The sequence below is a fragment of the Vibrio sp. La 4.2.2 genome, from assembly GCF_027586995.1.
Taxonomy (GTDB): domain Bacteria; phylum Pseudomonadota; class Gammaproteobacteria; order Enterobacterales; family Vibrionaceae; genus Vibrio; species Vibrio mediterranei.
In genome coordinates, this window is the sequence record NZ_JAPPTJ010000001.1 from 354,920 (window position 1) to 376,500 (window position 21,581).

Below are 21,581 nucleotides of genomic sequence, written 5' to 3' on the forward strand. Positions count from 1 at the left end.
CTCATGTCTGCCACGCTTATCAAGAACGCTCGCTTAGTCAATGAAGGAAGCATCATTGAGACGGATATTAGAATTGTTGGTCAGCGAATCGAGATGATTGCATCCAACATTAGCAGTAAACCAGGTGACACCATTGTCGATGCCCAAGGTGGCTACATCATTCCAGGGATGATTGATGATCAAGTCCACTTTCGCGAACCAGGTCTTACCCATAAAGGGACTATTGCAAGTGAATCCCGAGCGGCCGTAGCGGGTGGCATCACCAGCTATATGGAGATGCCAAATGTCAATCCAGCCACAACAACCATTGAAGCATTAGAGCACAAATTTAGCATTGCAGAGCAAACCTCTTTCGCCAACTACTCATTTTACTTGGGTGCCACCGAAGACAATCTTGCGCAGATAAAACGGCTTGATCCTCAGAAACATTGTGGCGTGAAGGTCTTTATGGGTGCTTCAACTGGCAATCTATTAGTTGAAGATCCAGCTGCATTAGAGGCTATATTTCGCGACTCACCAGTGCTCATCGTCACTCACTGTGAGAGCGGTGCTGTAATAAAGCAAAACCTACAGAAGTTAGCACAAGACAAGTCGCCATTGACCATCGACGATCACCCAATACTCCGCGATGAAGACGCGTGTTTTGCTTCCTCATCCTACGCCGTCGAACTGGCGAAGAAGTATCAAAGTCAGTTGCACGTCCTGCATATCACTACCGCAAAAGAACTGTCTTTGTTTGAGTCTGGTTCAATTAATAAAAAACATATCACCGCCGAAGCGTGTGTTCATCACCTTTGGTTTAGCAACAAAGACTATGAGCGCCTTGGTAATCAAGTTAAATGTAATCCTGCTATCAAATACCCAAATGACCGTGATGCCCTGCTTCAAGCTCTGAATACAGGAAAAATCGATATTATCGCTACCGATCATGCACCGCACACTTGGGCAGAAAAACATGTGCCGTACGAGCAAGCCCCAGCTGGACTGCCTTTGGTTCAGCACGCCCTACTCAGCTTACTCGATCAAGTGCATCAGGGTCATATGACTATGACGCAACTGGTTGAGAAAACGGCCCATAACCCAGCGGTCCGTTATGGTGTTCAGCAGCGCGGATTCGTTCGCGAAGGTTACTATGCCGATTTGGTTCTCATCGACCCAGATACGACGACCCTCGTTACTAACGACAATAGCCTGTACCACTGTGGCTGGTCGCCATTTAATGGACACTCTTTCTCTGCGCAAATCGACAAGACTTGGGTAAATGGCAATCTCGTCTACGCCAATCAAAAAGTGGTTGAGCAGCCCGTGGGAGCAATGAGATTGGTGTTCAATAAATAGCTCAGACGACTTTTAATCATGCGATACAGCGCAATTTTCACTCACTATTGAACAAAGAACACTATGCTAAGAAGAAATCCCAATGGTCATATGCCGCAAGTCTCTGAAACGGCTTTCATCGACCCCACTGCAATTATCTGTGGCAAAGTTATTATCGAAGACAATGTTTTTATTGGTCCTTATGCCGTTATCCGTGCTGATGAAACCAACGAACAGGGCGATATGGAAGCGATAGTCATCAAAAGAGACACCAATATTCAAGACGGTGTCGTTATTCATTCCAAAGCTGGAGCTTCGGTAATCATCGGTGAGCGAACCTCAATTGCGCACCGCTCTATTGTTCACGGACCGTGTGAGGTCGGCAATGATGTATTTATCGGCTTTAATTCCGTTGTGTTTAATGCTGTCATAGGGGAAGGATGCGTGGTACGTCATAACTGTGTGATTGATGGGCTTGACCTCCCTCAGCACTTTCATGTCCCACCTATGACCAATATTGGTGCAGATTTTGATTTAAACAGCATTTCTAAAGTACCACCTGAATATTCAGCCTTTTCCGAGTCGGTGGTTTCAGCTAACCATACGCTTGTTCAAGGCTATAGGAGAATCGCTAATGAACTCTGACAATCAGCCTATAACTGGCGTTCCAACTAACATCATTACTGGTTTTCTCGGTGTTGGAAAAACATCGGCAATTCTTAGTCTGATGAAGGATAAGCCCAAAAATGAGCGTTGGGCCATATTAGTTAACGAGTTCGGAGAAATTGGTATCGACGGTAGTCTGGTACAAGGACAACACAAAGATAAGCAGCAAGTCTTCATTCGTGAAGTCCCAGGCGGATGTATGTGCTGCGCAGCCGGGTTACCCATGCAAATTGCATTAAACCAGTTATTGTCGGAAGCAAGACCCGATCGTCTTTTGATAGAACCTACTGGACTTGGTCACCCTAAAGAGGTGTTAGAAGTCCTTTCTACCGAACACTATCGCCAAGTGCTTTCATTACAAAAAACAGTCACGCTTGTCGATGCTCGTCGTTTGTCCGACTCTCGCTATACTCAACATGACACTTTCAACCAGCAAATATCGATAGCTGACACTATCGTGGGTAACAAGTTCGATCTCTACCAGCAAGGCGATTCTGAAAAATTGACAACCTACGTAGCGAAAGTAGGCCGACCAAATACAAAGGTGGTCTTTGCCGAACACGGTGCCATCCCCCTATCGGAGTTTGAAGGGGAGACAAGCATTCATCAACACCCACCTCATCACCACCACCATCATTCCCAAAGCAAGCCGCTAGTGTCTGAGCAAGACCTCCCAGAGAGTGGTTTTCTTAAAGCAGAAAATGAGGGGGAAGGCTTTCACAGCGTGGGGTGGCGTTTTAGTCCCGATAAAGTATTTAACCGACAGAAACTCATTTTATTATTGGTTGAATTAGACGTTGAGCGCATGAAAGCAGTATTTATTACCGAAGATGGAATATTCGGTTACAACTTAACGTCAGATGGTTTAACAGAAGTCGTCCTCGACGATTATTTTGAAAGCCGAATCGAACTAATTTCAGATACTATTGATGATACGTTTGAAGAACAGCTCTTAAGCTGTTTGCAGGAGTAATCATCTTTGACGATTTATGAACTAAAAAATAGAGCCCGCCAAAAGAGCAAGTATTTATTGGTAGGTTTAGTCGCAGCGTTATTCGTTAACGCTGCTGCGGCTCATCCTCATTCTTGGATTGAAATGAAAACACATATCAATGGCCAAGACGGTATCATCACAAGCTTAAGTATGGAGTGGTCTTTCGACGCAATAACCTCTATCTATATGCTTGATGGAGAAGATGTTTCTCCCGCTAAAGAGCAGGAAACGTTGCATAATTTGTCGATGTCAGTCCTCAACAATATGAAAGATGAACATTACTTCACTCACTTTTACGATGGTGAGAAAACAGTAAAGTACGGACTAGCACGCAATGCAAAGATGACCCGTGATAAAGCAAAATTGGTGCTCAGCTTTGAGATTCCCTTTACCAAACCGCTGCCTGTTACTCGCAATTCATTAAAGCTATTAATATATGAGCCGAGTTATTATGTTGATATGGCTTGGCGATCCACTAATGATGTCGTCCTGTCACCAGAGCTAGCCCGCCAATGTCAGGTCAACATCATTGAGCCAAACCCGACTCCAGAGCAAATGAGTTATGCCATGTCTCTCCCTGCTGACGCGGATCCGGATAACACATTGGGTCACCTCTTTACACAAACTGCAAGTATCCATTGTGCCAATGTTTCCGACTCGCAATGACAAACTCAAAGCAAATTGAATCAAACGTTATGAAGCAAAACAAGAACAATGTAACACTCAATCACACCAAAGAAGCACACTTACATTATCGACGTATCTTTGTAGCGCTAGTCGTCTCTATACTACTGGTTGTAAGCTTATATCTGTTATGGCAAGCATGGCCGTCACTGGTCGTGATGAGCATTCAATGGCAACGAGAGGTGAACGCACAACTTGCCGATTTGCTATACGATGCTCAAACACAACCTTTGATCGCTGGTGGCTACTTGATTGGCGCCAGTTTTCTTTATGGAATGCTCCATTCCATTGGTCCAGGTCACGGTAAAGTCATCGTGACCACTTATCTGGCAACCCACCCAACCAAAGTTAAAACTAGCTTAGTTTTAACCGTTATTTCTGCGTTGTGTCAGGCACTCGTTGCTATTGTACTCGTGAGCGTCCTCATTTGGGGTTTCAATGCCTCAATGCAGGCCGTCAACCGTGATGCCATGATTTTTGTTTCAATTAGCTTTGCGCTCGTTACTTTATTGGGAGGCATTATTTGCTGGAAGGCCGCAGCGCAGATTTTTAAGCTCTTGCGTTCTCACAACCTCAAGATCCGTAGTCTAGCTCCGCTCTCTTCTCAAAACACGAAACAAAAAACAAAGCTTGAGGTAAATCCTGCCACCTACGCTATCAAGCCCTCACCTATAGTGGCTAAAGCAACAGGTATTCAACATCACCATTCCCATGGCGATAACTGCGGGTGTGGGCATCAGCATGTTGTTAGTGCACAGATGATCAACGAAGCTTCAACATGGAAAGAATACTTAGGCATTGTTGCATCCATAGGTGTTAGACCCTGCAGTGGCGCCATTATGGTCCTGCTTTTCGCAAACGTTGTTGGTCTATATTGGATGGGGGTAATCAGTGCGATTCTGATGGGACTAGGAACGGCTTTAACAACGTCACTGATTGCACTAATGACTCTGTCTGGCAAACATATACTTAAACGGTATCTAGTGGTGGCAAACAGTGAGCACTCCGTTAACTGGAAGCTAACTGGCAGTTATCTAAAGCTGGTTGGTGGCGTTATACTGATGATCATTGGCTTACTTTTCATGGGCGGGCAGGATTACGGAATGTCCCCTGTCTTGTCGAGCTGATCTAGAAAGCTCTAAATAGAAACTATTTAGAGCTTGTTTACTATGATATGCCACCTGTATTGCCTATCCAGAACATATCTCAGCGGGTTTGTGGTCATCGCAGTAGTCGCTAGATAAGATAGAAGCCCATCCTATCGAACTGAAACCGTGTGTTTCTCAGCCAAAGCCATCACGATATTCGAGTCACTGTAGGCACTCTCATTTATAAAGTGTGGGTATACCTCATTGTCGCTCTCCCAATAAATATCATGACCACTGAGAGTGGCCAACAAAGGCTCTCCCTTCCTTAGTACTTCGAAATCTCGCCCACATAGCGTGGGATGTACGACAGCTTCACGCATACCGTCGTTTCCGACTGGTGCTTTGACCTCTTCGGTATAGTAAAAAGCGTCATAATCATTCAGCTCACCAAGTTGCTTCAGGTTGTGCTTTTCTATGTAATCCAAAACCACAGAACACATCGTTTTCATAAGCTCTAACGTACTGTATTTTAGCGAGCTATGAGCTTGACTCCCGACCTCTATCATGACGCCATATTCACTAGCAGTGCAAAGATAGGGCTGATCACTCCAAGATTTCCTGCTTTCAAATAAGATATTTGCCTTAGGTAGACGTTGCTTCACATACGCGCCCATCATTCGATAAAACGGGCTATCCGCAAGTAGAATCAAGGTCGCCCCCATATTACTTGTGGTGTTATGCAGATCAATGATCAGTCGATCACTTGTGTTTGCGTGATGTTCAATAAACTGATTGGCGACTTTCGATTCGTGCGAATTCGAACTCTCAACCTTATTAGATGCAGAGAATTCACGATTTAAGTCAGAATCAATATATCTAATGTTCTGTTTTTGAGCCTCAGGGTTAGCAATGATGGAAGAGGCAGAAAACGTCGAGCGATCAACGGCATAAAGACCTTCTTTAATTAACTTATGTAGATAAATCCCAGAAAGTTCATTGCCATGGGTCCCAGCCACAATCAGGACCTGCTTGAGTTTATCCATTTATCTAATACCTCCAATTAAAATTAATAACATTCCTAAACTAGGGCCGATTGCCTACTAAGTGTGTAAAGGTAAGTCAGGAATAATTGATATGTTATAACATATCAATATAAATATAAAAAAGACTAGGTTTAGATAGGTCAAAAACACAAAAGAGCGGCTGACATGCCGCTCTCTTCTACTGCATTTTTTCTGAGTTATAGACTCCGTTGATGCGCTTCAATTAATGCTAACATTTTGGCTTCAGCCGATTGATTCGCTTGAGCGTAGTCCATCTCTGGTGGAAAATCGCTGATGACCTCATAGTAGCATTTAAGCTTAGGCTCGGTGCCAGATGGACGCACAATGACTCGCGATTGATCCTCAAGCAAATAAATCAGCACATCACTTGCGGGTAAATCGATGGTTTCTGTCGTTCCGTCTGCGAATTGTCGAACGGATGTATTTAGGTCTTCAATCACCTCAATGCGCTTGCCTGCAATCTCTGTCGGTGGGTTGCGACGAAGTTTCTCGCCAATAGGTGGCGACTTAGGATCTAACGCAATACTGCGTTGGGCATTAAAGTAGAAGCCATGTTGACGATAAAGCTCTTCAAGCTTATCCCACAGCGTTTTTCCTTGCGCTTTGAGCTTACCGGTTAACTGTGAAAACGCCACAAGTGCAGAGAGCCCATCTTTATCCCACACTTTATTGCCGACCGTATACCCTAATGCCTCTTCATAAGCGAACAGGAAGGGATGGTCCACGCTCTCTTGAGTCATTGCGACGTTGGTTAGCCATTTAAATCCCGTCAATGTTTGGTAATACTGAGCACTATGCGCCTTGGCAATACTTCTTAGTAGGCGCGACGAAACTATGGTATTCCCCACCAGCGCATTAGGTTGACCCGACAACAAGTAATCGCCAAATAGTGACCCTACTTGATCTCCCGTCAGCATTTGGTACTCACCATCAGGACGTTTAACTGCAACTGCAAAACGATCAGCATCTGGATCGTTGGCACAGGCAATATCTGCACCTACAGACTTGCCGAGCGCCATCACCATATCCATTGCTCCAGCTTCTTCTGGATTTGGGAAGTTAACGGTTGGGAACGCACCGTCCGGTTCTCGCTGCTCAGTTACACTCGCCACTTGGTTAAAGCCTGCGTCTGCTAACAGTGTTTCTGCCATGTCAGCACCGACACCATGCATCGCAGTATAAACAATGGAAATATCCGTATTGCTATCCGGTGTTAGAAGTTCACTTTGGTTTATGGCCTTACGATAGGTTTGATAGTAATCCTCTTCTAACCAAATCAATAACCCCTGTTGTTTCGCTTGGTCTAAGGGTAACAACGTTAGAGGTTGAGTCGCAGCATCGTCAATCTGTGCCGCAATACCAGAGTCATGTGGAGGAATAATCTGCGCCCCGTTTTCCCAATAGACTTTAAATCCATTGTATTCTGGTGGATTATGACTCGCCGTCACTACAACGGCTGCTGCTGCATTCAATTCACGAACACCAAAGGCAACGATAGGCGTTGCTGCAACTTTATAGGTCAGATACACCTTGATACCGAGCGCTGTTAGAACGGACGCGGTATCGTGCGCAAACTGCTTGGAGTCAGAGCGGCCATCATAACCGATCACTACACCTCGCGATGAAGCCTCGCTAACTTGTTCGAGAAGATAATGACCTAACCCAGTCGCAGTTTCTTGAATGACTAAACGATTCATACGATTTGGTCCAGCCCCCACTTTTCCGCGTAAGCCAGCGGTACCGAATGCAAGGCGAGAGCTGAATCGATCTTTCAACTCTCTTTCATCGTTCGAGTCCACCAGCTGCTGCAATTCGTGTTTAGTAATTGGATCAGGATCGCGTGCTAACCATTGAGAAATTTGTTCAGTCATAGTGATGTTTCCTTAATTGAGGCAACCTGATGGAGAGGGATATCTTTCAGGTTCTCATTTGTCTATTTAATAATAGTAAATGACTCTCAATATCATTAAAGAGAGAGCAACCGATAAAATGAACTCCAATTTGATAACAAGCTAGAACAGTAATGATAGGTAAACCAACACTTACCTACCAATGGACAGGGTGACTATGCCTCTTCAGGGTCTATATCGAACGACGCATCAATCAACTTCTGGGTATAGTCGCTCTTTGGATGATAGAAGATTTCATCAGTGGTGCCTTGCTCCATAATCTCACCCTTTTGCATTACCAGAACGCGGTCAGATAGCGCTTTAACCACGCTCAAATCATGGCTGATGAACAAGAAACCGATGTTATGTTTCTTCTGAATGTCTTTAAGAAGGTCTATAACGGTAAGCTGTACCGAGCGATCCAATGCTGAAGTGGGTTCATCAAGCAAGATAAATGATGGTTCAAGAATGAGTGCTCGGGCAATAGCAATACGTTGTCGCTGCCCGCCTGAAAACTCATGGGGATAACGGTTGATACTGTGAGGGTCAAGCCTAACTTCTTCTAAGGCAGTCCGTGCACGCTGCATGCGTTCGGCTTTTGACAAATTGGGATGATGAACCGTAAGGCCTTCTGTAATGATGTCGCCTACGGTCATTCGTGGCGAGAGCGACCCATAGGGATCTTGAAACACCATTTGAATGTCTTTTTTAAGGGCAAATCGAGCTTTAGCCGTCAGTTTGTCCACTTCTTGACCTTTGAACTTCACAGTCCCAGTGCATGGTAGCAACCCGATCAGTGCACGTCCTAAAGTCGATTTACCCGACCCTGACTCCCCTACAATACCCAAGGTTTCACCCTGCTTGAGCTGCAACGAAATCCCTTTAACCGCTTCAAAATACTGATTACGCTGTTGTATAAAGCTCGATTTAATCAAGAATTTCACTCGAATATCGTCAGCTTCTAGCAAAGTAGGAGCGGTTTCTTCTACTTCCTCTTTTTGTCCCTTAGGTACAGAATCGAGTAGCATCTTGGTGTAATCGTGCTGGGGTGATGAAAACAGCGCTTGGCATTCGCCTTGTTCGACAATATCCCCCTTACACATCACTATCACTCGGTCTGCCAAGTGTTTGACCACACCCAAGTCATGAGTAATAAACAGAATCGCTGTTCCAAGCTTGGCTTGGATTTCTTTGATGAGATTAAGTACTTCAGCTTGAACCGTTACATCGAGTGCAGTGGTTGGTTCATCAGCGATCAAAATGTCAGGCTCATTAATCAAGGCCATAGAAATCATAATGCGTTGCAGCTGGCCACCAGAAAACTCGTGAGGGTACTTAAAGTAAGCCGTTTCTGGTTCTGGCAAATGCACCAAATCAAACAGCTCCAAAACGCGTTTCTTGGCTTGTTGACCACCCACCTTTCTATGGCACATCAATGCTTCAGCGACTTGAATGCCCACCTTCATATAAGGGTTAAGTGAGGTCATTGGTTCTTGGAAGATCATTCCGATACGGTCACCACGAATCTTTTGCATCGCCTTATCATCCATTTTCAGTAGCGAGTGGCCGTTAAATGCGATGTTTGAATCCGCGTGAATAATCGCATTGTTAGGCAAAATCTGCATCAGCGCGTTGGTTGATACAGATTTACCGCTTCCTGATTCACCCACAATAGCTAATGTTTCACCCGCAAAAAGATCGAAGTTGACTTGTTTCACTGCATCAACAATACCGTCATTGGTGGTAAAGCTTACGGAAAGATCGCGGACTGTTAGAATAGGGTCTTGAGACATAATGCTTCCTTGCTCATTCGAATTAGTAATGTGAGTTTGGTGTCGGGTTGGTGTGTGGATTCAAGACCGCAATACTATGATGCGATCGGCTAAGCTCATTGAATTTTCGAGTCCACTCAGCACTGTGTTGAGAAGCGCAGAAGGCTTCCATATGGCTGAGCACAAGATCCGTACTCTCTTCAATCGCCGCATAAACGATCTTGATAAGTTGAGTTTGCTCTAGTGACAAAAATTGCAGTAATGCATAACAGCGATTGAGTGTCTCAAACGCTTGCTGTGGCTCACCAATACTATTGAGGATACTTGATTGATAGATAGACGCGTCTCGTAATCCTGTCACCAAGAAAACGAACTGACATGGGCGAGTTTGTTTACATTCAAGTGCATGATAGACATGCGAAGGTAAGCTATCTAACACTTGTGAAAACAAGTGTTTTGCCTCAGGCCAACTGCCTTGTTTTAGTAATTTCTCTGCATTTACAAAACGAGACCAGCACTGTTGAATTTCCATTGGGTGAGCCTTTTTAAAACGATAGTTGCCTATTAAAATTCAAACCAAATGCGAATGCAAGTAATTATCATTTGACTAATGACTTCACTATTCGAAATTAATGAATACTAAATTCAAAATAAAGCCAATTATCAAATTTAATTAAATGAATACAATGAGCAGACAATAAACATCAGCCACTCAGGACATTCAACATGAGCAAGTTATTTGAGCAAACAGAGATTAAAGGTCTAGGACTTCAAAATCGTATCGCGATGGCACCAATGACTCGAGCACGCACTAGTCAGCCAGGCAATATTCCTAATGATATGATGGCCACCTACTACCAACAAAGAGCCACCGCTGGATTGATCATTTCCGAAGCGACGCAGATTTCCGATGACTCTCAAGGTTACTCTTTTACTCCAGGTGTTTATACCGATGAACAGGTGGCCGGCTGGAGCAAAGTGACGCAAGCTGTGCACAGTGAAGGCTCAAAAATGTTCTGCCAACTTTGGCATGTAGGCCGAGTGTCCCACCCGACGTTCCAAAACGGTGAAAAGCCAATGGCCCCCTCTGCTCTAGCACCAGTAGAAACTCAAGTATGGATTGCAGACGAAAACGGCAATGGCAACATGATAGATTGTGTCGAGCCACGCGAAATGACCAAAGACGACATTCAGCGTGTGGTTAACGATTTTGCCACCGCTGCAAAGCGTGCTGTAGAGGCCGGGTTTGATGGTGTCGAAATTCACGGTGGCAATGGCTACCTTATCGACCAGTTCCTTCGCACCAACTCCAATAAACGTACCGACGAGTATGGCGGTACACGCGAAAATCGTATTCGTTTCTTACTTGAGGTTGTGGATGCAGTTGTCAGCGCGATAGGTGCTCACAAAGTCGGCGTCCGATTAGCACCATTCATAACTTTTAAAGATATGAATTGCCCAGACATAGTACCGACCATTCTTGACGCAGCGACAGAATTACAACAACGTGATATCGCTTACTTACATTTATCTGAAGCGGATTGGGATGACGCGCCTGAAATTCCTGAAGCATTTCGTATCGAGCTTCGCAAACGTTTCGACAACTGCATCATTGTTGCCGGCGGTTACACTCAGCAAAATGCAGAGGCCGTACTAGCTAAAAACTATGCCGATATTGTCGCCTTTGGTCGCCCGTTTGTGTCTAACCCAGACTTGGTCTCTCGCTTACAACACGACAAACCACTAGCGGAACTCGATGGCGCTACTCTGTTTGGTGGCAATGACAAAGGTTATACCGATTATCCAACAATGCCATAACGCTCAGGCCCGCCTTTTGTGCGGGCTTTTTTGTCACCAAATTCCTACATCAATCCTGCTTTTCTTCTTTTTAATCATATATTAACCCGTCAAATCCCTTCATTTGCACAAAATATGACCTCGCTCAAAAATATATGCATCATTAGGAGTATTTTAGGAACGTTCATATTTCAGGAGTGAAAAACATGACGGCTTCAAAAATGTTTGTAAGGGATTTTCTGGGATTACTATTAATCGTCTGCACTGTGCTTGCAGGATTGTGCGTTTTACTTTGCCTACTTGCATTGTTTGCATACGTAAACCACGAAACGATTCTCGCCTCTGACTTCTTCCACGAATCGTTCTACCTCATCGCTTTCTTTATTCCACCCTACTTCATAGCAAGACACATCAACCGTGCAGAGACGGTCACCGCCGTTGAGCAATATTTGCTGATGAAGAGTAAAAGCGAGCAACTTCCACACTAATACGCTTTAAGGGTAATCTTCAATTCATCCTGACCATTACCCTTATTCAACCGCAGTAGACGTATTCAGTTACGTACTTCACTGAGCAATTAGACGTTTCTTGTCACTATCTTTCTCTGTTAACTACCGCCCTCAACACCATTAACTCGTCTGACGAATGATGCCCGGTGGTGGAATCTTATTTTCAGCTAAGCACCAATATCCAAAGCTTAAAAAGTTACATTAATGTCACCAGTTGCTCTTTGTCTCTATCACAAAGCTGAAAGCATTACCCGTTCAAACTGCGGCAAAAATAGGGCTATTACGTTGTTAGACTCGGTCAGCTTAACTAATAAATAAAAATAAACGATTGTTATTAAAAGATTTATATAGTTATCCGCCCCTACCAAAAACAGAGCCAGTGCTTGTCGTAACAAATACATTCAATGCATCTAATACATAAACAATTCTTAAACATATGCACAATAAACATATATTGAATGCAAACCTTTCATTTTACTCATAAAAATTATCCATAGTATTTTTGAGGGAAAGTCATCTGATGATGTTTTCTTATATGAAAAATACTTTGAGCAATGCATTCGGCTCTTGAGGAATTTTTCATATAAGAATTAATCAGTATAAGGAATATTAACTAATGACAAAGTTAATCGAAGAGATAACGCTTGGGCTGTCCAAGGCCACGCTTAAAAACCGCATTGTCATGGCACCAATGACCATTCAATCTGCATTTTTTGATGGTGGAGTGACTCAAGAAATGGTGGATTACTATGCCTCTCGTTCTGGAGATGCAGGGGCTATTATCGTGGAAAGCGCATTTGTCGAAAATTACGGCCGTGCATTCCCTGGGGCTCTAGGTATCAACCACGACAGTAAAATTGCTGGCCTCGAAAAATTGGCAACGGCAATTAAAGCTAAAGGTTCGAAGGCTATTTTACAAATTTATCATGCTGGACGCATGGCAAATGGTGAATTCAATGGCGGCCACCAACCGATCTCTGCCAGTCCTGTTGCCGCTCTGCGCGATAACGCAGAGACCCCACTCGAGATGACCGAAGAGCAAATTGTTGGCATGATCGACCATTTTGGTGACGCAGTTAATCGTGCCATTCTTGCCGGCTTTGATGGCGTTGAAATCCATGGCGCCAACACTTACCTTATCCAACAATTCTTCTCTCCACATTCCAACCGACGCACTGATAAGTGGGGTGGTGATATTGAGAAACGCACCACATTCCCGCTCGCTATTTTAGAGAAGGCGAAACAGGTAGCCACATCTCACCAAATGCCTGGGTTCATTATTGGCTACCGTTTTTCTCCTGAAGAGATTGAAGAGCCGGGAATCCGTTTTGAAGAGACCATGTTCCTTCTTGATAAACTCGCTCAAAGCGGCCTTGATTACTTCCATTTTTCAATGGGTAACTACGCTCGAAACTCTATTGTTAATCCAGAAGACAAAGAACCGCTTATCCGCAAATTCCATGCGTTGAAGTCTGAAGATGTTGCTAAAGTCCCAGTTATCGGTGTCGGTGGCATTGCTCAGCGTCAAGATGCGGATACTGCGCTTGAGTATGGTTATGACATGGTTAGTATTGGTAAAGGTTTCCTTGTCGAACCAACATGGGCAAAGAAAGCAATCAATGACGAAGTCTGCGCTGAATTTGCTGATATCGCTCAACAACAAGCATTAATGATCCCAACACCATTGTGGGAGATCATGGATTACATGATCATCGACAGCGCAGCCGAAGCATTAAAACACCAACGTATCAAAGAGCTTCAAAGCGTCGAGATCAAGTTCGAACCCGGCGAATACACAGCGTATGGTTATGGCCATAACGGTCAACTTCCAGTCACGGTTAGTTTCTCTGAAGACAGAATTCTTGATATCGCCGTAGATTCCTCAAAAGAGTCAGACGGTATCGCCAACCCTGCTTTTGAACGTATTCCTCAGCAGATACTCGATGGTCAAACACTGAATATCGATGTTATCTCCGGCGCTACTGTCAGTAGCCAAGCTGTTCTTGATGGTGTGTCCAATGCCGTGGATCTCGCTGGGGGCAATTCAGAGGCACTACGTTGTAAAGCACGCGAAGCAGTTGAGTGGTCAACAGAAGTCATCGAAGACACCGTAGATGTGGTGGTAGTCGGTGGTGGTGGTGCAGGTTTGAGCGCAGCGCTTACCGCATTAGATAATCATCAATCAGTGATAGTACTTGAGAAGTTCCCAGCGATCGGTGGTAACACAGTTCGTACAGGTGGTTGGGTTAACGCTGCAGAGCCAAAATGGCAAAAAGCATTCCCAGCTCTTGCCGGGGAAGCAGACTATCTAAAAGCACTTGCTGACACACCAGAGTCTGAGATTGCGCCAGAATATCTCGCGGACTTCCGCATGTTGAAAGATCAGTTAGCAAACTATTTCTTAGATGTAGACGCTGGTAACCACTATCTGTTCGACTCAACAGAACTGCATTTGATTCAGACTTATCTTGGCGGTAAACGCACTAACTTAGATGGTGAGTCAATCTACGGCCAATACGATCTTGTACATACACTGACTAGCCGAGCGATGGAATCGATCAACTGGCTAACAGAGAAAGGCATCGATTTTAACCGTGGTATGGTCGACATTGCGGTTGGTGCGCTATGGCGTCGCGCCCACAAACCAAATCGCCCTAAAGGTGTTGAGTTTGTTGAAAAACTGCAAAAGCACATTGTCGCTCAAGGTGGTCGTATTATCACTGATACACGTGCAGACGATCTGATTATTGAGAACGGTCAAGTCGTGGGTATTAATGCCACTCATTCAAACGGCACTAAATACAAACTAACCACGAAGCAAGGTGTAGTAATGGCATCTGGCGGATTTGGTGCCAACACTAAGATGCTTCAGAAGTACAATAACTACTGGAACGAAATCGCCGATGACATCAAGACAACTAACTCTCCAGCGCTTGTGGGTGATGGTATTGCCATTGGTGAAAACGCTGGAGCAGAATTAGTCGGTATGGAGTATATCCAGCTGATGCCAATTGGCGACCCTAAGTCAGGTGCATTGCTTACAGGCTTGATTGTTCCACCAGAAAACTTTGTCTTTGTTAATCAACAGGGCAAGCGCTTTGTCAACGAATGTGAAAGCCGTGATGTGCTGTCTAACTCATTCTTCGAAAATGGCGGTGTGATTTACATGATTGCGGATGAAGAGATTCGTAAAACAGCGGCAAACACAACCGACGAGACTATCGAACGAGAAATTGAAGAAGGTATTATCATTAAAGCTGACACAATTGAAGAGTTAGCACAGAAGATCAATGTTCCGACTGCCGAACTTAGCGAAACCATTCGCTTGTATAACTCCTACGTTGATAATGGACGTGACCCAGAGTTCCAAAAAGGTGCACTTGGTCTTAAGGTCGAGCAGGCGCCTTTCTACGCGACGCCTAGAAAACCATCTGTACACCATACGATGGGTGGTCTCAAGATCGACACTGACGCTCGTGTGTTAAATAAACAGGGAGCACCAATTCCTGGGCTATATGCCGCTGGTGAAGTAACGGGTGGCATTCACGCTGGTAACCGCCTCGGCGGTAACGCCTTAATTGATATATTCACTTACGGCCGAATCGCAGGTCAAAACGTTTCTATGAGAAACTCGTAAACAAAAGGGAAGCCTCTGGCTTCCCTATTTTTATTCCTGTTCGGAGACACATTATGCCTAGCTATAAAACTCGCTTTCAAATGATGGGGACCTTCATTGATCTTGTTATTCATCATCACAATGGCGGGCAGTTGCTAAAGGACTGTTATCTCCAACTCCAAGAATTCGCCCAGCGCTTTACCGTGAATCAGTCTCATTCGGAGCTGATGAACGTCAATCACAATGCAGGTATACGCCCGGTGCGTGTCAAAGCTGATTTATACGAACTGTTGAAAACTGCCACCGCAGTGAGCCTTGATAACGCCAATCCTTTTAACATCGCCATTGGGCCGTTAATCAAAACATGGCGTATTGGTTTTAAGGACGCGACCCTACCCTCCGATTCTGAGCTTGCATCAAAGCTTGAACTTGTGAACCCCTCACATATTGTGTTTGATGACATCTACCAAACGGTATTCTTAACCAAAGTAGGTATGCAGATTGATTTAGGCGCTATCGCCAAAGGCTATTTCGCTGACAGGATAAAGCAGTATTTAATTAGCAAAGAGGTAGAGTCCGGCTATATCAGCTTGGGAGGGAACGTATTAACCATAGGGCATGCACCAGATAGCAAAGCAAAAGCATGGACGGTTGGCATTCAGGATCCATTTCGCCCAAGGGGCCAAGTTTGCCGAATCGTACCGCTTAACGACAAGTCCGTCGTCACATCTGGCATCAATGAACGCTTCTTTGAACACAAAGGGGTACGATATCATCATTTACTCGATGCACAGAGCGGCAAGCCCATCGTGACTGATATCGCGAGCGTAACGATTATTTCCAAGTTGTCTGTCGATGGTGAAATTTGGAGCACGGCAGGTTTCCTGACTTCGGTTGACGACGCATTGGCTTACTTGAATCAACAACAGCACGTTGAAGCCATCGTCATTTCCAATCAAGGTCACGTACATATCACTCACGGACTTGTCGACAACGGCCATACGATTCTCGAAAAGTGAGACTATTAGCCCAACTCATTCACCCTGCGCAACCTCACTCCAGCAAACGTTTGCAATTCATCTAGAACTCACTATTATTCGCGCTAATTAAAAACAATAATTAAGAGCTACTATGAATATCAAGCAAACGTTACTCGCCACGACGATCGCTGGCTTAAGTACTTTTTCACATGCTGCCCAAAAAGTCGATCTGATGATCACCGACGCTCTCGTGCTTACAATGAACCAAGAGAAGACCGTGTACCAAAACGGCACTGTGGTTATCGATGACAACAAGATTGTCGCCGTAGGGAACGAAGCGCTAGCTGAACAATATAAAGCCAAACAAACACTTGATGTTGATGGTGATATCGTGATGCCCGGCCTAATCAACACCCATACTCATGTATCAATGACCGTGTTCCGCTCTCTTGCCGATGATGTGCCAGATCGCTTACACCGCTATATTTTCCCGCTTGAAGCTAAATTGGTGTCTCGTGATATGGTTCGTATCGGAGCAAACCTTGGTAACGTTGAAATGGTGAAAGGTGGTGTTACCACATACGCTGATATGTACTACTTTGAAGATGAAGTGGCAAAAACCGTTGATGAAATCGGTATGCGTGCAGTGTTGGGCGAAACCGTGATTAAATTCCCAGTGGCAGATGCTGCCAATGCTGATGAAGGCATCAAATACGCTTTGAACTTTATTGAAGAGTATAAAGACCACCCTCGTATTACCCCAGCGTTTGCCCCTCATGGTCCATATACCAATACGACAGAAACACTACAGAAAATTGCTAAGCTATCGCTGGAGCACGACGTGCCCGTCATGATCCATCTTGCTGAATCTCATCGAGAACAAGAGAAGATCGCAGAACGTTCCAATGGCATGTCTCCCGTTCAGTATATGCACAGTATCGGCGCGCTCAATAAAAACCTTGTTGGTGCTCACATGATTTTGGTCGATGACGAAGATATCAAGTTGGTGAAAGAGTCTGATATGGGTGTGGCACACAATATGAGTGCAAATATCAAATCGGCGAAAGGTGTTTCTCCGGCGCTAAAAATGTATGATCAAGGCGTACGTATTGGCTTAGGTACTGATGGCCCGATGTCTGGTAATACACTAAGTACTATTGACGAGTTCAATCAAGTGGCTAAGGTCCACAAGCTAGTCAACAAAGACCGAGCAGCGATGCCTCCAATCAAAGTTATCGATATGGCGACCATGGGCGCCGCACGTGCACTGCACATGGAAGATAAAATTGGCTCACTAGAGGCTGGCAAGTTGGCAGATATCATCGTCATTGATACCAAAGCGCCAAACATGGTTCCGGTTTACAACCCTTATTCGGCGTTAGTTTACTCAGCGAACTCCGCTAACGTTAAACACACTATCGTCGATGGTAAAATCATAATGAAAGACCGCGACATGCTAACCGTAGATGAAGATAAGATTCGAGAGGAAGCATTAGCGTTCACGGAAGTGGTTCGCAAAACCGTCGTTGAAGCTGGCGAAATAGTTCAGTAGATATCTAATTCACCGTTAGAAAAACGCTTGGTGTTAGCCAAGCGTTTTTATTTGGAAGTTAACTGAAGCTATCGAGCAACCAATAACTAACCGGATTATCCGGACATTGATACGGACCACATTCAATAAAGGTCGACAACACATTAATAGCTACCGCCACGATAGCCAAAATACAGACGACTCGACCAAACATGCTCATTTGGTATTGGTCATCACTCCAGTCTTTATTCCAAAGTACCAATAACAATGTAACTCCCGCGATAGTCATAGCAAAAATCACAAAAGCCCACGTGTAATAGTGCATTCCCAAAATCGGGCTACCAAAACCCGGGGTTCCCGGAATCACATGCAGTGAAACTTGCCTAAGTGCTGTCGCCGCACCAAATAGAGCCCCCACTAAAATGACACCATAGTGACGCTGCTCCGTGCCATACACAATATTGAGCAGGAATCCAAACATGACCATTACAAAACCAATCCGTTGCAATAAGCAAAGTGGGCATGGCAGCTCATTCCACGCCACCTGTAAAACTGATCCCATGAGCAAAACAAAGGTAATTCCAAGTAATCCTAGAGTATTCAGCAAAGTGATGTGCTTCTGATTCATAAGTAGTCACCTCCGCTATAACAAGATCGATAACGTATCGGTTGCATGGTGATGAAACCAATATAGACCCAGCACAACTGAGACTCCGAAAAATGCGTAACCCACCTCTTTCTTACCAATGAACGCGCTAACCATGGCGATCAAAAGCAATAAGAAAATTAAACTCATCATAAGCGACTTACCTTATTGTTTTATAGAGTATTATCCTTCCGATAACATGAGTTTAAGTATAGAAAGAGTTGCATAGGTTGCAAAAAATGAGGTGTGGGAAATCTGCAGACTTAGATTGTACAAATCAATTGAATGCTCTTTATTAGGCTATTTCGCGCCCTTGTTAAAACATGGAAAAAGCTATCATACTAGCTCCCCAATACCGTCAGCGGTCTTTTCCCATCGCAGGCTCCTTTCTCAAGATCATATAACGGACTAGTACCGTGACTGCTCCAACGGTGGTCTTCTCTCGATAGCTTGCGATATTGTGTGGGCGTGACTCCGATATAGGTTTGGAATGTCTCGTAAAAGCGGCTACTTGAGTTAAACCCGACGGTAAGTGAGATATCTAATATGGTTCGGTCTGTATCACTAAGCAAGGCTCGGGCATGGTTAATGCGCATGGCGGTGATGTACTGCTTAATGGTCATCTGCATGGTGCGTTGGAACACGTTCATTGCGTAGTTGGTATGCAAACCAATGTGTTCAGCGATATCTTTGATCGTCAGAGGTTGATTGTGGTGCGTTGCTATGTATTCCAACATCTGACTGACGTAAAACTGAGAGTGTTTAGATACCCCTTTAGGTGTTGACTTGTCCTGCTTATTAATAAGTAATTGCTGCCAACCATCAAGGCAAATCCGCTTTAACATCAAGCCTATTTCATCCACAGCAAGCTGCTGGCGGCTTTCCGATGGATGGTTCATTTCTTCTGCCCAACGGGCAATTTCAAACTCACTAATCAGCGAACATGAGTTGGATTGAATTACGCTACCGTGAGTGATTTGATTGACGAGATCTCGGCTCAATGTCCAAGACATAAAGTGATGGATAGGTATATTTATGATTCCCATATTGTGGCTGTGACCCGGGTCAGTCAAGCGATGTGGCACCGATGCCCAGAACAATCCGATCGCACCGCTTTTTACAACAATGGGGCTGCCGTTAATGATGTACTCCACATCATCACCGAACGGAATATTAACTTCAATTTGGCCATGCCAATGGTATCCCGGCATCGAATGTGGCGGTCTCAATTCAATATCAATTTTCTCATACGACGAATAGAGCGACAGCGGACTGACCGATACCGTTTCTGATGAGTATTTGTCTTGGGTGACAACTTTCAGCGCATCTGGGTCATATTGTTTCATCTATCACTCCTTAGGAAATCGTACAAACCTGTTTTAGCAAATCGTGCAATTTAAAACTCTGAACAGGATCATATAGCCAAACTACCCCAATAAGTAAGATTCAAGTTATGTGATTAAAGTCAGTGCGTTACATGAAATTCGCTAGTATTTTCACAATCTTTATCCGCAAAAATGACAATATTGTCCCATTTCCTAAGATTTTTATTTGGCTCATTAGAAATATGAGAAAACAGGATACTCATTGTTATATCTGAGACGAATCTACTCTTGCCACAGGTGTACCTTAGCTTCATCGAAACAGAACTTTGAGAGATAAAGGATTCGACTATGAAAAGCCCCAAAATCACATTCATCGGTGCTGGCTCCACCATTTTTGTTAAGAACATCCTTGGTGACGTTTTCCACAAGCCCGCATTAAAACAAGCGCAGATTGCGCTGATGGATATTGATGAACTGCGTTTAGAAGAATCTCACCTTGTCGTGAGCAAACTTATGGAGTCCTCTGGTGCGACCGGTACCATCACTTGTCATCTAGACCAAAAAGAAGCACTCAAAGATGCTGACTTTGTGGTTATCGCATTCCAAATTGGCGGTTATGAGCCATGTACGGTGACAGACTTTGAAGTGTGTAAGCGTCATGGTTTAGAGCAAACCATCGCTGATACTTTAGGCCCTGGTGGAATCATGCGCTCGCTGCGCACCATTCCTCATCTATGGAGTGTGTGTGAAGACATGACAGAAGTTTGTCCAAACGCCACCATGCTTAACTACGTCAACCCAATGGCGATGAATACTTGGGCAATGTATGAAAAGTATCCGCATATTAAGCAGGTGGGTCTTTGCCATTCGGTGCAAGGCACGGCTGAAGAGATAGCTCGTGATTTGGAGCTTAATTATGCTGACCTTCGCTACACCTGTGCAGGTATCAACCACATGGCTTATTACCTCACACTAGAGAAGAAAAATGAGCAAGGCGACTATGTTGATATCTACCCTGATCTACTCGAAGCTTTTGAAAGTGGTAAAGCGCCTAAGCCGGGTCTTCACCACAATGGACGCTGTACCAACCTCGTACGCTATGAAATGTTCAAAAAGCTTGGCTACTTTGTCACTGAATCTTCAGAACATTTTTCTGAATACACGCCATATTTTATCAAACCAAATCGCCCTGATTTGATAGAACGTTATAAAGTGCCACTAGATGAATATCCGAAACGCTGTGTAGAACAAATTGCAGACTGGAAAAAAGACCTTCAAGAATTCAAAAACGCCGACCATATTACGGTTCAAGAATCACATGAATACGCCAGTACTATCATGAACTCAATTTGGACAGGAACTCCAAGCGTCATCTACGGCAACGTCAAGAACGAAGCATTGATCGACAACTTACCTCAGGGTTGCTGTGTAGAAGTCGCCTGCTTAGTTGACGCCAACGGTGTTCAACCAATCAAGGCGGGTCGATTACCAAATCATTTAGCCGCGTTGATGCAAACCAACATTAATGTTCAAACACTGTTAACTGAAGCGATTCTCACCGAAAACCGCGAGCGCATCTATCACGCTGCCATGCTTGACCCTCATACCGCTGCCGTACTTGGGTTAGAGGAAATTTATGCACTAGTTGATGACCTCATCGACGCTCATGAAGGCTGGCTGCCTGAGTGGGTAAATCAGTAAAT

At 44.5% G+C, this 21,581-nt stretch carries 18 protein-coding genes; 11 read left to right on the plus strand and 7 right to left on the minus strand.

Annotated features, from left to right (window positions below; all coding sequences use genetic code 11):
• The first annotated feature begins 3 nt into the window (after positions 1–3).
• The 5 genes from OH456_RS01600 to OH456_RS01620 all read left to right on the plus strand — a co-directional run bounded on the left by OH456_RS01600 (position 4) and on the right by OH456_RS01620 (position 4,788).
• On the plus strand, positions 4–1,338 hold the full coding sequence (locus OH456_RS01600) for a dihydroorotase (protein ID WP_270032661.1): 1,335 nt from the start codon (positions 4–6) through the stop codon (positions 1,336–1,338).
• 63 nt (positions 1,339–1,401) lie between these two features.
• Complete coding sequence (locus OH456_RS01605; protein WP_006069242.1) at positions 1,402–1,962, plus strand: carbonate dehydratase; 561 nt, start codon at positions 1,402–1,404, stop codon at positions 1,960–1,962.
• On the plus strand, positions 1,952–2,956 hold the full coding sequence (locus OH456_RS01610; protein WP_270032662.1) for a CobW family GTP-binding protein: 1,005 nt from the start codon (positions 1,952–1,954) through the stop codon (positions 2,954–2,956). The genes OH456_RS01605 and OH456_RS01610 overlap by 11 nt, the downstream gene beginning before the upstream one ends.
• 12 nt (positions 2,957–2,968) lie before the next feature.
• Entirely contained in the window at positions 2,969–3,643 is a 675-nt protein-coding gene (locus OH456_RS01615; protein WP_443088623.1) for a DUF1007 family protein, read from the plus strand.
• Complete coding sequence (locus tag OH456_RS01620; protein WP_270032663.1) at positions 3,640–4,788, plus strand: nickel/cobalt transporter; 1,149 nt, start codon at positions 3,640–3,642, stop codon at positions 4,786–4,788. Before OH456_RS01615 ends, OH456_RS01620 begins: the two co-directional genes overlap by 4 nt.
• Positions 4,789–4,919: 131 nt before the next feature.
• Here OH456_RS01620 and OH456_RS01625 read toward each other — a convergent pair whose 3' ends face one another.
• The 4 genes from OH456_RS01625 to OH456_RS01640 form a co-directional block, all read right to left on the minus strand.
• Entirely contained in the window at positions 4,920–5,792 is an 873-nt protein-coding gene (locus tag OH456_RS01625) for an aspartoacylase (protein WP_252039547.1), read from the minus strand.
• A 197-nt stretch (positions 5,793–5,989) separates the two neighbouring features.
• The gene (locus OH456_RS01630) at positions 5,990–7,684 is read right to left on the minus strand and encodes a phospho-sugar mutase (protein WP_270032664.1); all 1,695 of its coding nucleotides are present in this window, start codon (positions 7,682–7,684) and stop codon (positions 5,990–5,992) included.
• Positions 7,685–7,878: 194 nt separating this feature from the next.
• Positions 7,879–9,495, minus strand: a complete 1,617-nt coding sequence (locus OH456_RS01635; protein WP_270032665.1) for an ABC transporter ATP-binding protein — start codon at positions 9,493–9,495, stop codon at positions 7,879–7,881.
• A 22-nt stretch (positions 9,496–9,517) separates the two neighbouring features.
• Entirely contained in the window at positions 9,518–10,006 is a 489-nt protein-coding gene (locus OH456_RS01640) for a hypothetical protein (protein ID WP_006069249.1), read from the minus strand.
• Positions 10,007–10,200: 194 nt separating this feature from the next.
• Here OH456_RS01640 and OH456_RS01645 point away from each other — a divergent pair, with 194 nt between their 5' ends.
• From OH456_RS01645 to OH456_RS01665, 5 genes are all read left to right on the plus strand, one after another.
• Positions 10,201–11,292, plus strand: coding sequence for an alkene reductase (locus tag OH456_RS01645; RefSeq protein WP_171388848.1), 1,092 nt, complete (start codon positions 10,201–10,203; stop codon positions 11,290–11,292).
• A gap of 185 nt (positions 11,293–11,477) precedes the next feature.
• Complete coding sequence (locus OH456_RS01650) at positions 11,478–11,759, plus strand: hypothetical protein (protein WP_038226228.1); 282 nt, start codon at positions 11,478–11,480, stop codon at positions 11,757–11,759.
• 637 nt (positions 11,760–12,396) lie between these two features.
• On the plus strand, positions 12,397–15,417 hold the full coding sequence (locus OH456_RS01655; protein ID WP_198558668.1) for an NADH-dependent flavin oxidoreductase: 3,021 nt from the start codon (positions 12,397–12,399) through the stop codon (positions 15,415–15,417).
• 53 nt (positions 15,418–15,470) lie between these two features.
• The gene (locus OH456_RS01660; RefSeq protein WP_107306000.1) at positions 15,471–16,415 is read left to right on the plus strand and encodes an FAD:protein FMN transferase; all 945 of its coding nucleotides are present in this window, start codon (positions 15,471–15,473) and stop codon (positions 16,413–16,415) included.
• A gap of 112 nt (positions 16,416–16,527) precedes the next feature.
• Positions 16,528–17,928 (plus strand): amidohydrolase, encoded by a 1,401-nt coding sequence (locus OH456_RS01665; RefSeq protein WP_270032666.1) that lies wholly within the window; start codon positions 16,528–16,530, stop codon positions 17,926–17,928.
• Positions 17,929–17,986: 58 nt separating this feature from the next.
• Here the strand turns inward: OH456_RS01665 and OH456_RS01670 are convergent, their stop codons facing one another.
• The 3 genes from OH456_RS01670 to melR form a co-directional block, all read right to left on the minus strand.
• Entirely contained in the window at positions 17,987–18,535 is a 549-nt protein-coding gene (locus tag OH456_RS01670) for a disulfide bond formation protein B (protein ID WP_270032667.1), read from the minus strand.
• Positions 18,536–18,550: 15 nt separating this feature from the next.
• Complete coding sequence (locus tag OH456_RS01675) at positions 18,551–18,706, minus strand: DUF5993 family protein (RefSeq protein WP_006069256.1); 156 nt, start codon at positions 18,704–18,706, stop codon at positions 18,551–18,553.
• A 188-nt stretch (positions 18,707–18,894) separates the two neighbouring features.
• The gene (gene melR / locus OH456_RS01680; protein WP_038226208.1) at positions 18,895–19,899 is read right to left on the minus strand and encodes a transcriptional regulator MelR; all 1,005 of its coding nucleotides are present in this window, start codon (positions 19,897–19,899) and stop codon (positions 18,895–18,897) included.
• A gap of 327 nt (positions 19,900–20,226) precedes the next feature.
• On the opposite strand from melR, the gene OH456_RS01685 reads away from it, so the two are divergent.
• Positions 20,227–21,579, plus strand: a complete 1,353-nt coding sequence (locus OH456_RS01685; protein WP_270032668.1) for an alpha-glucosidase/alpha-galactosidase — start codon at positions 20,227–20,229, stop codon at positions 21,577–21,579.
• The last annotated feature ends 2 nt before the right edge of the window (positions 21,580–21,581 follow it).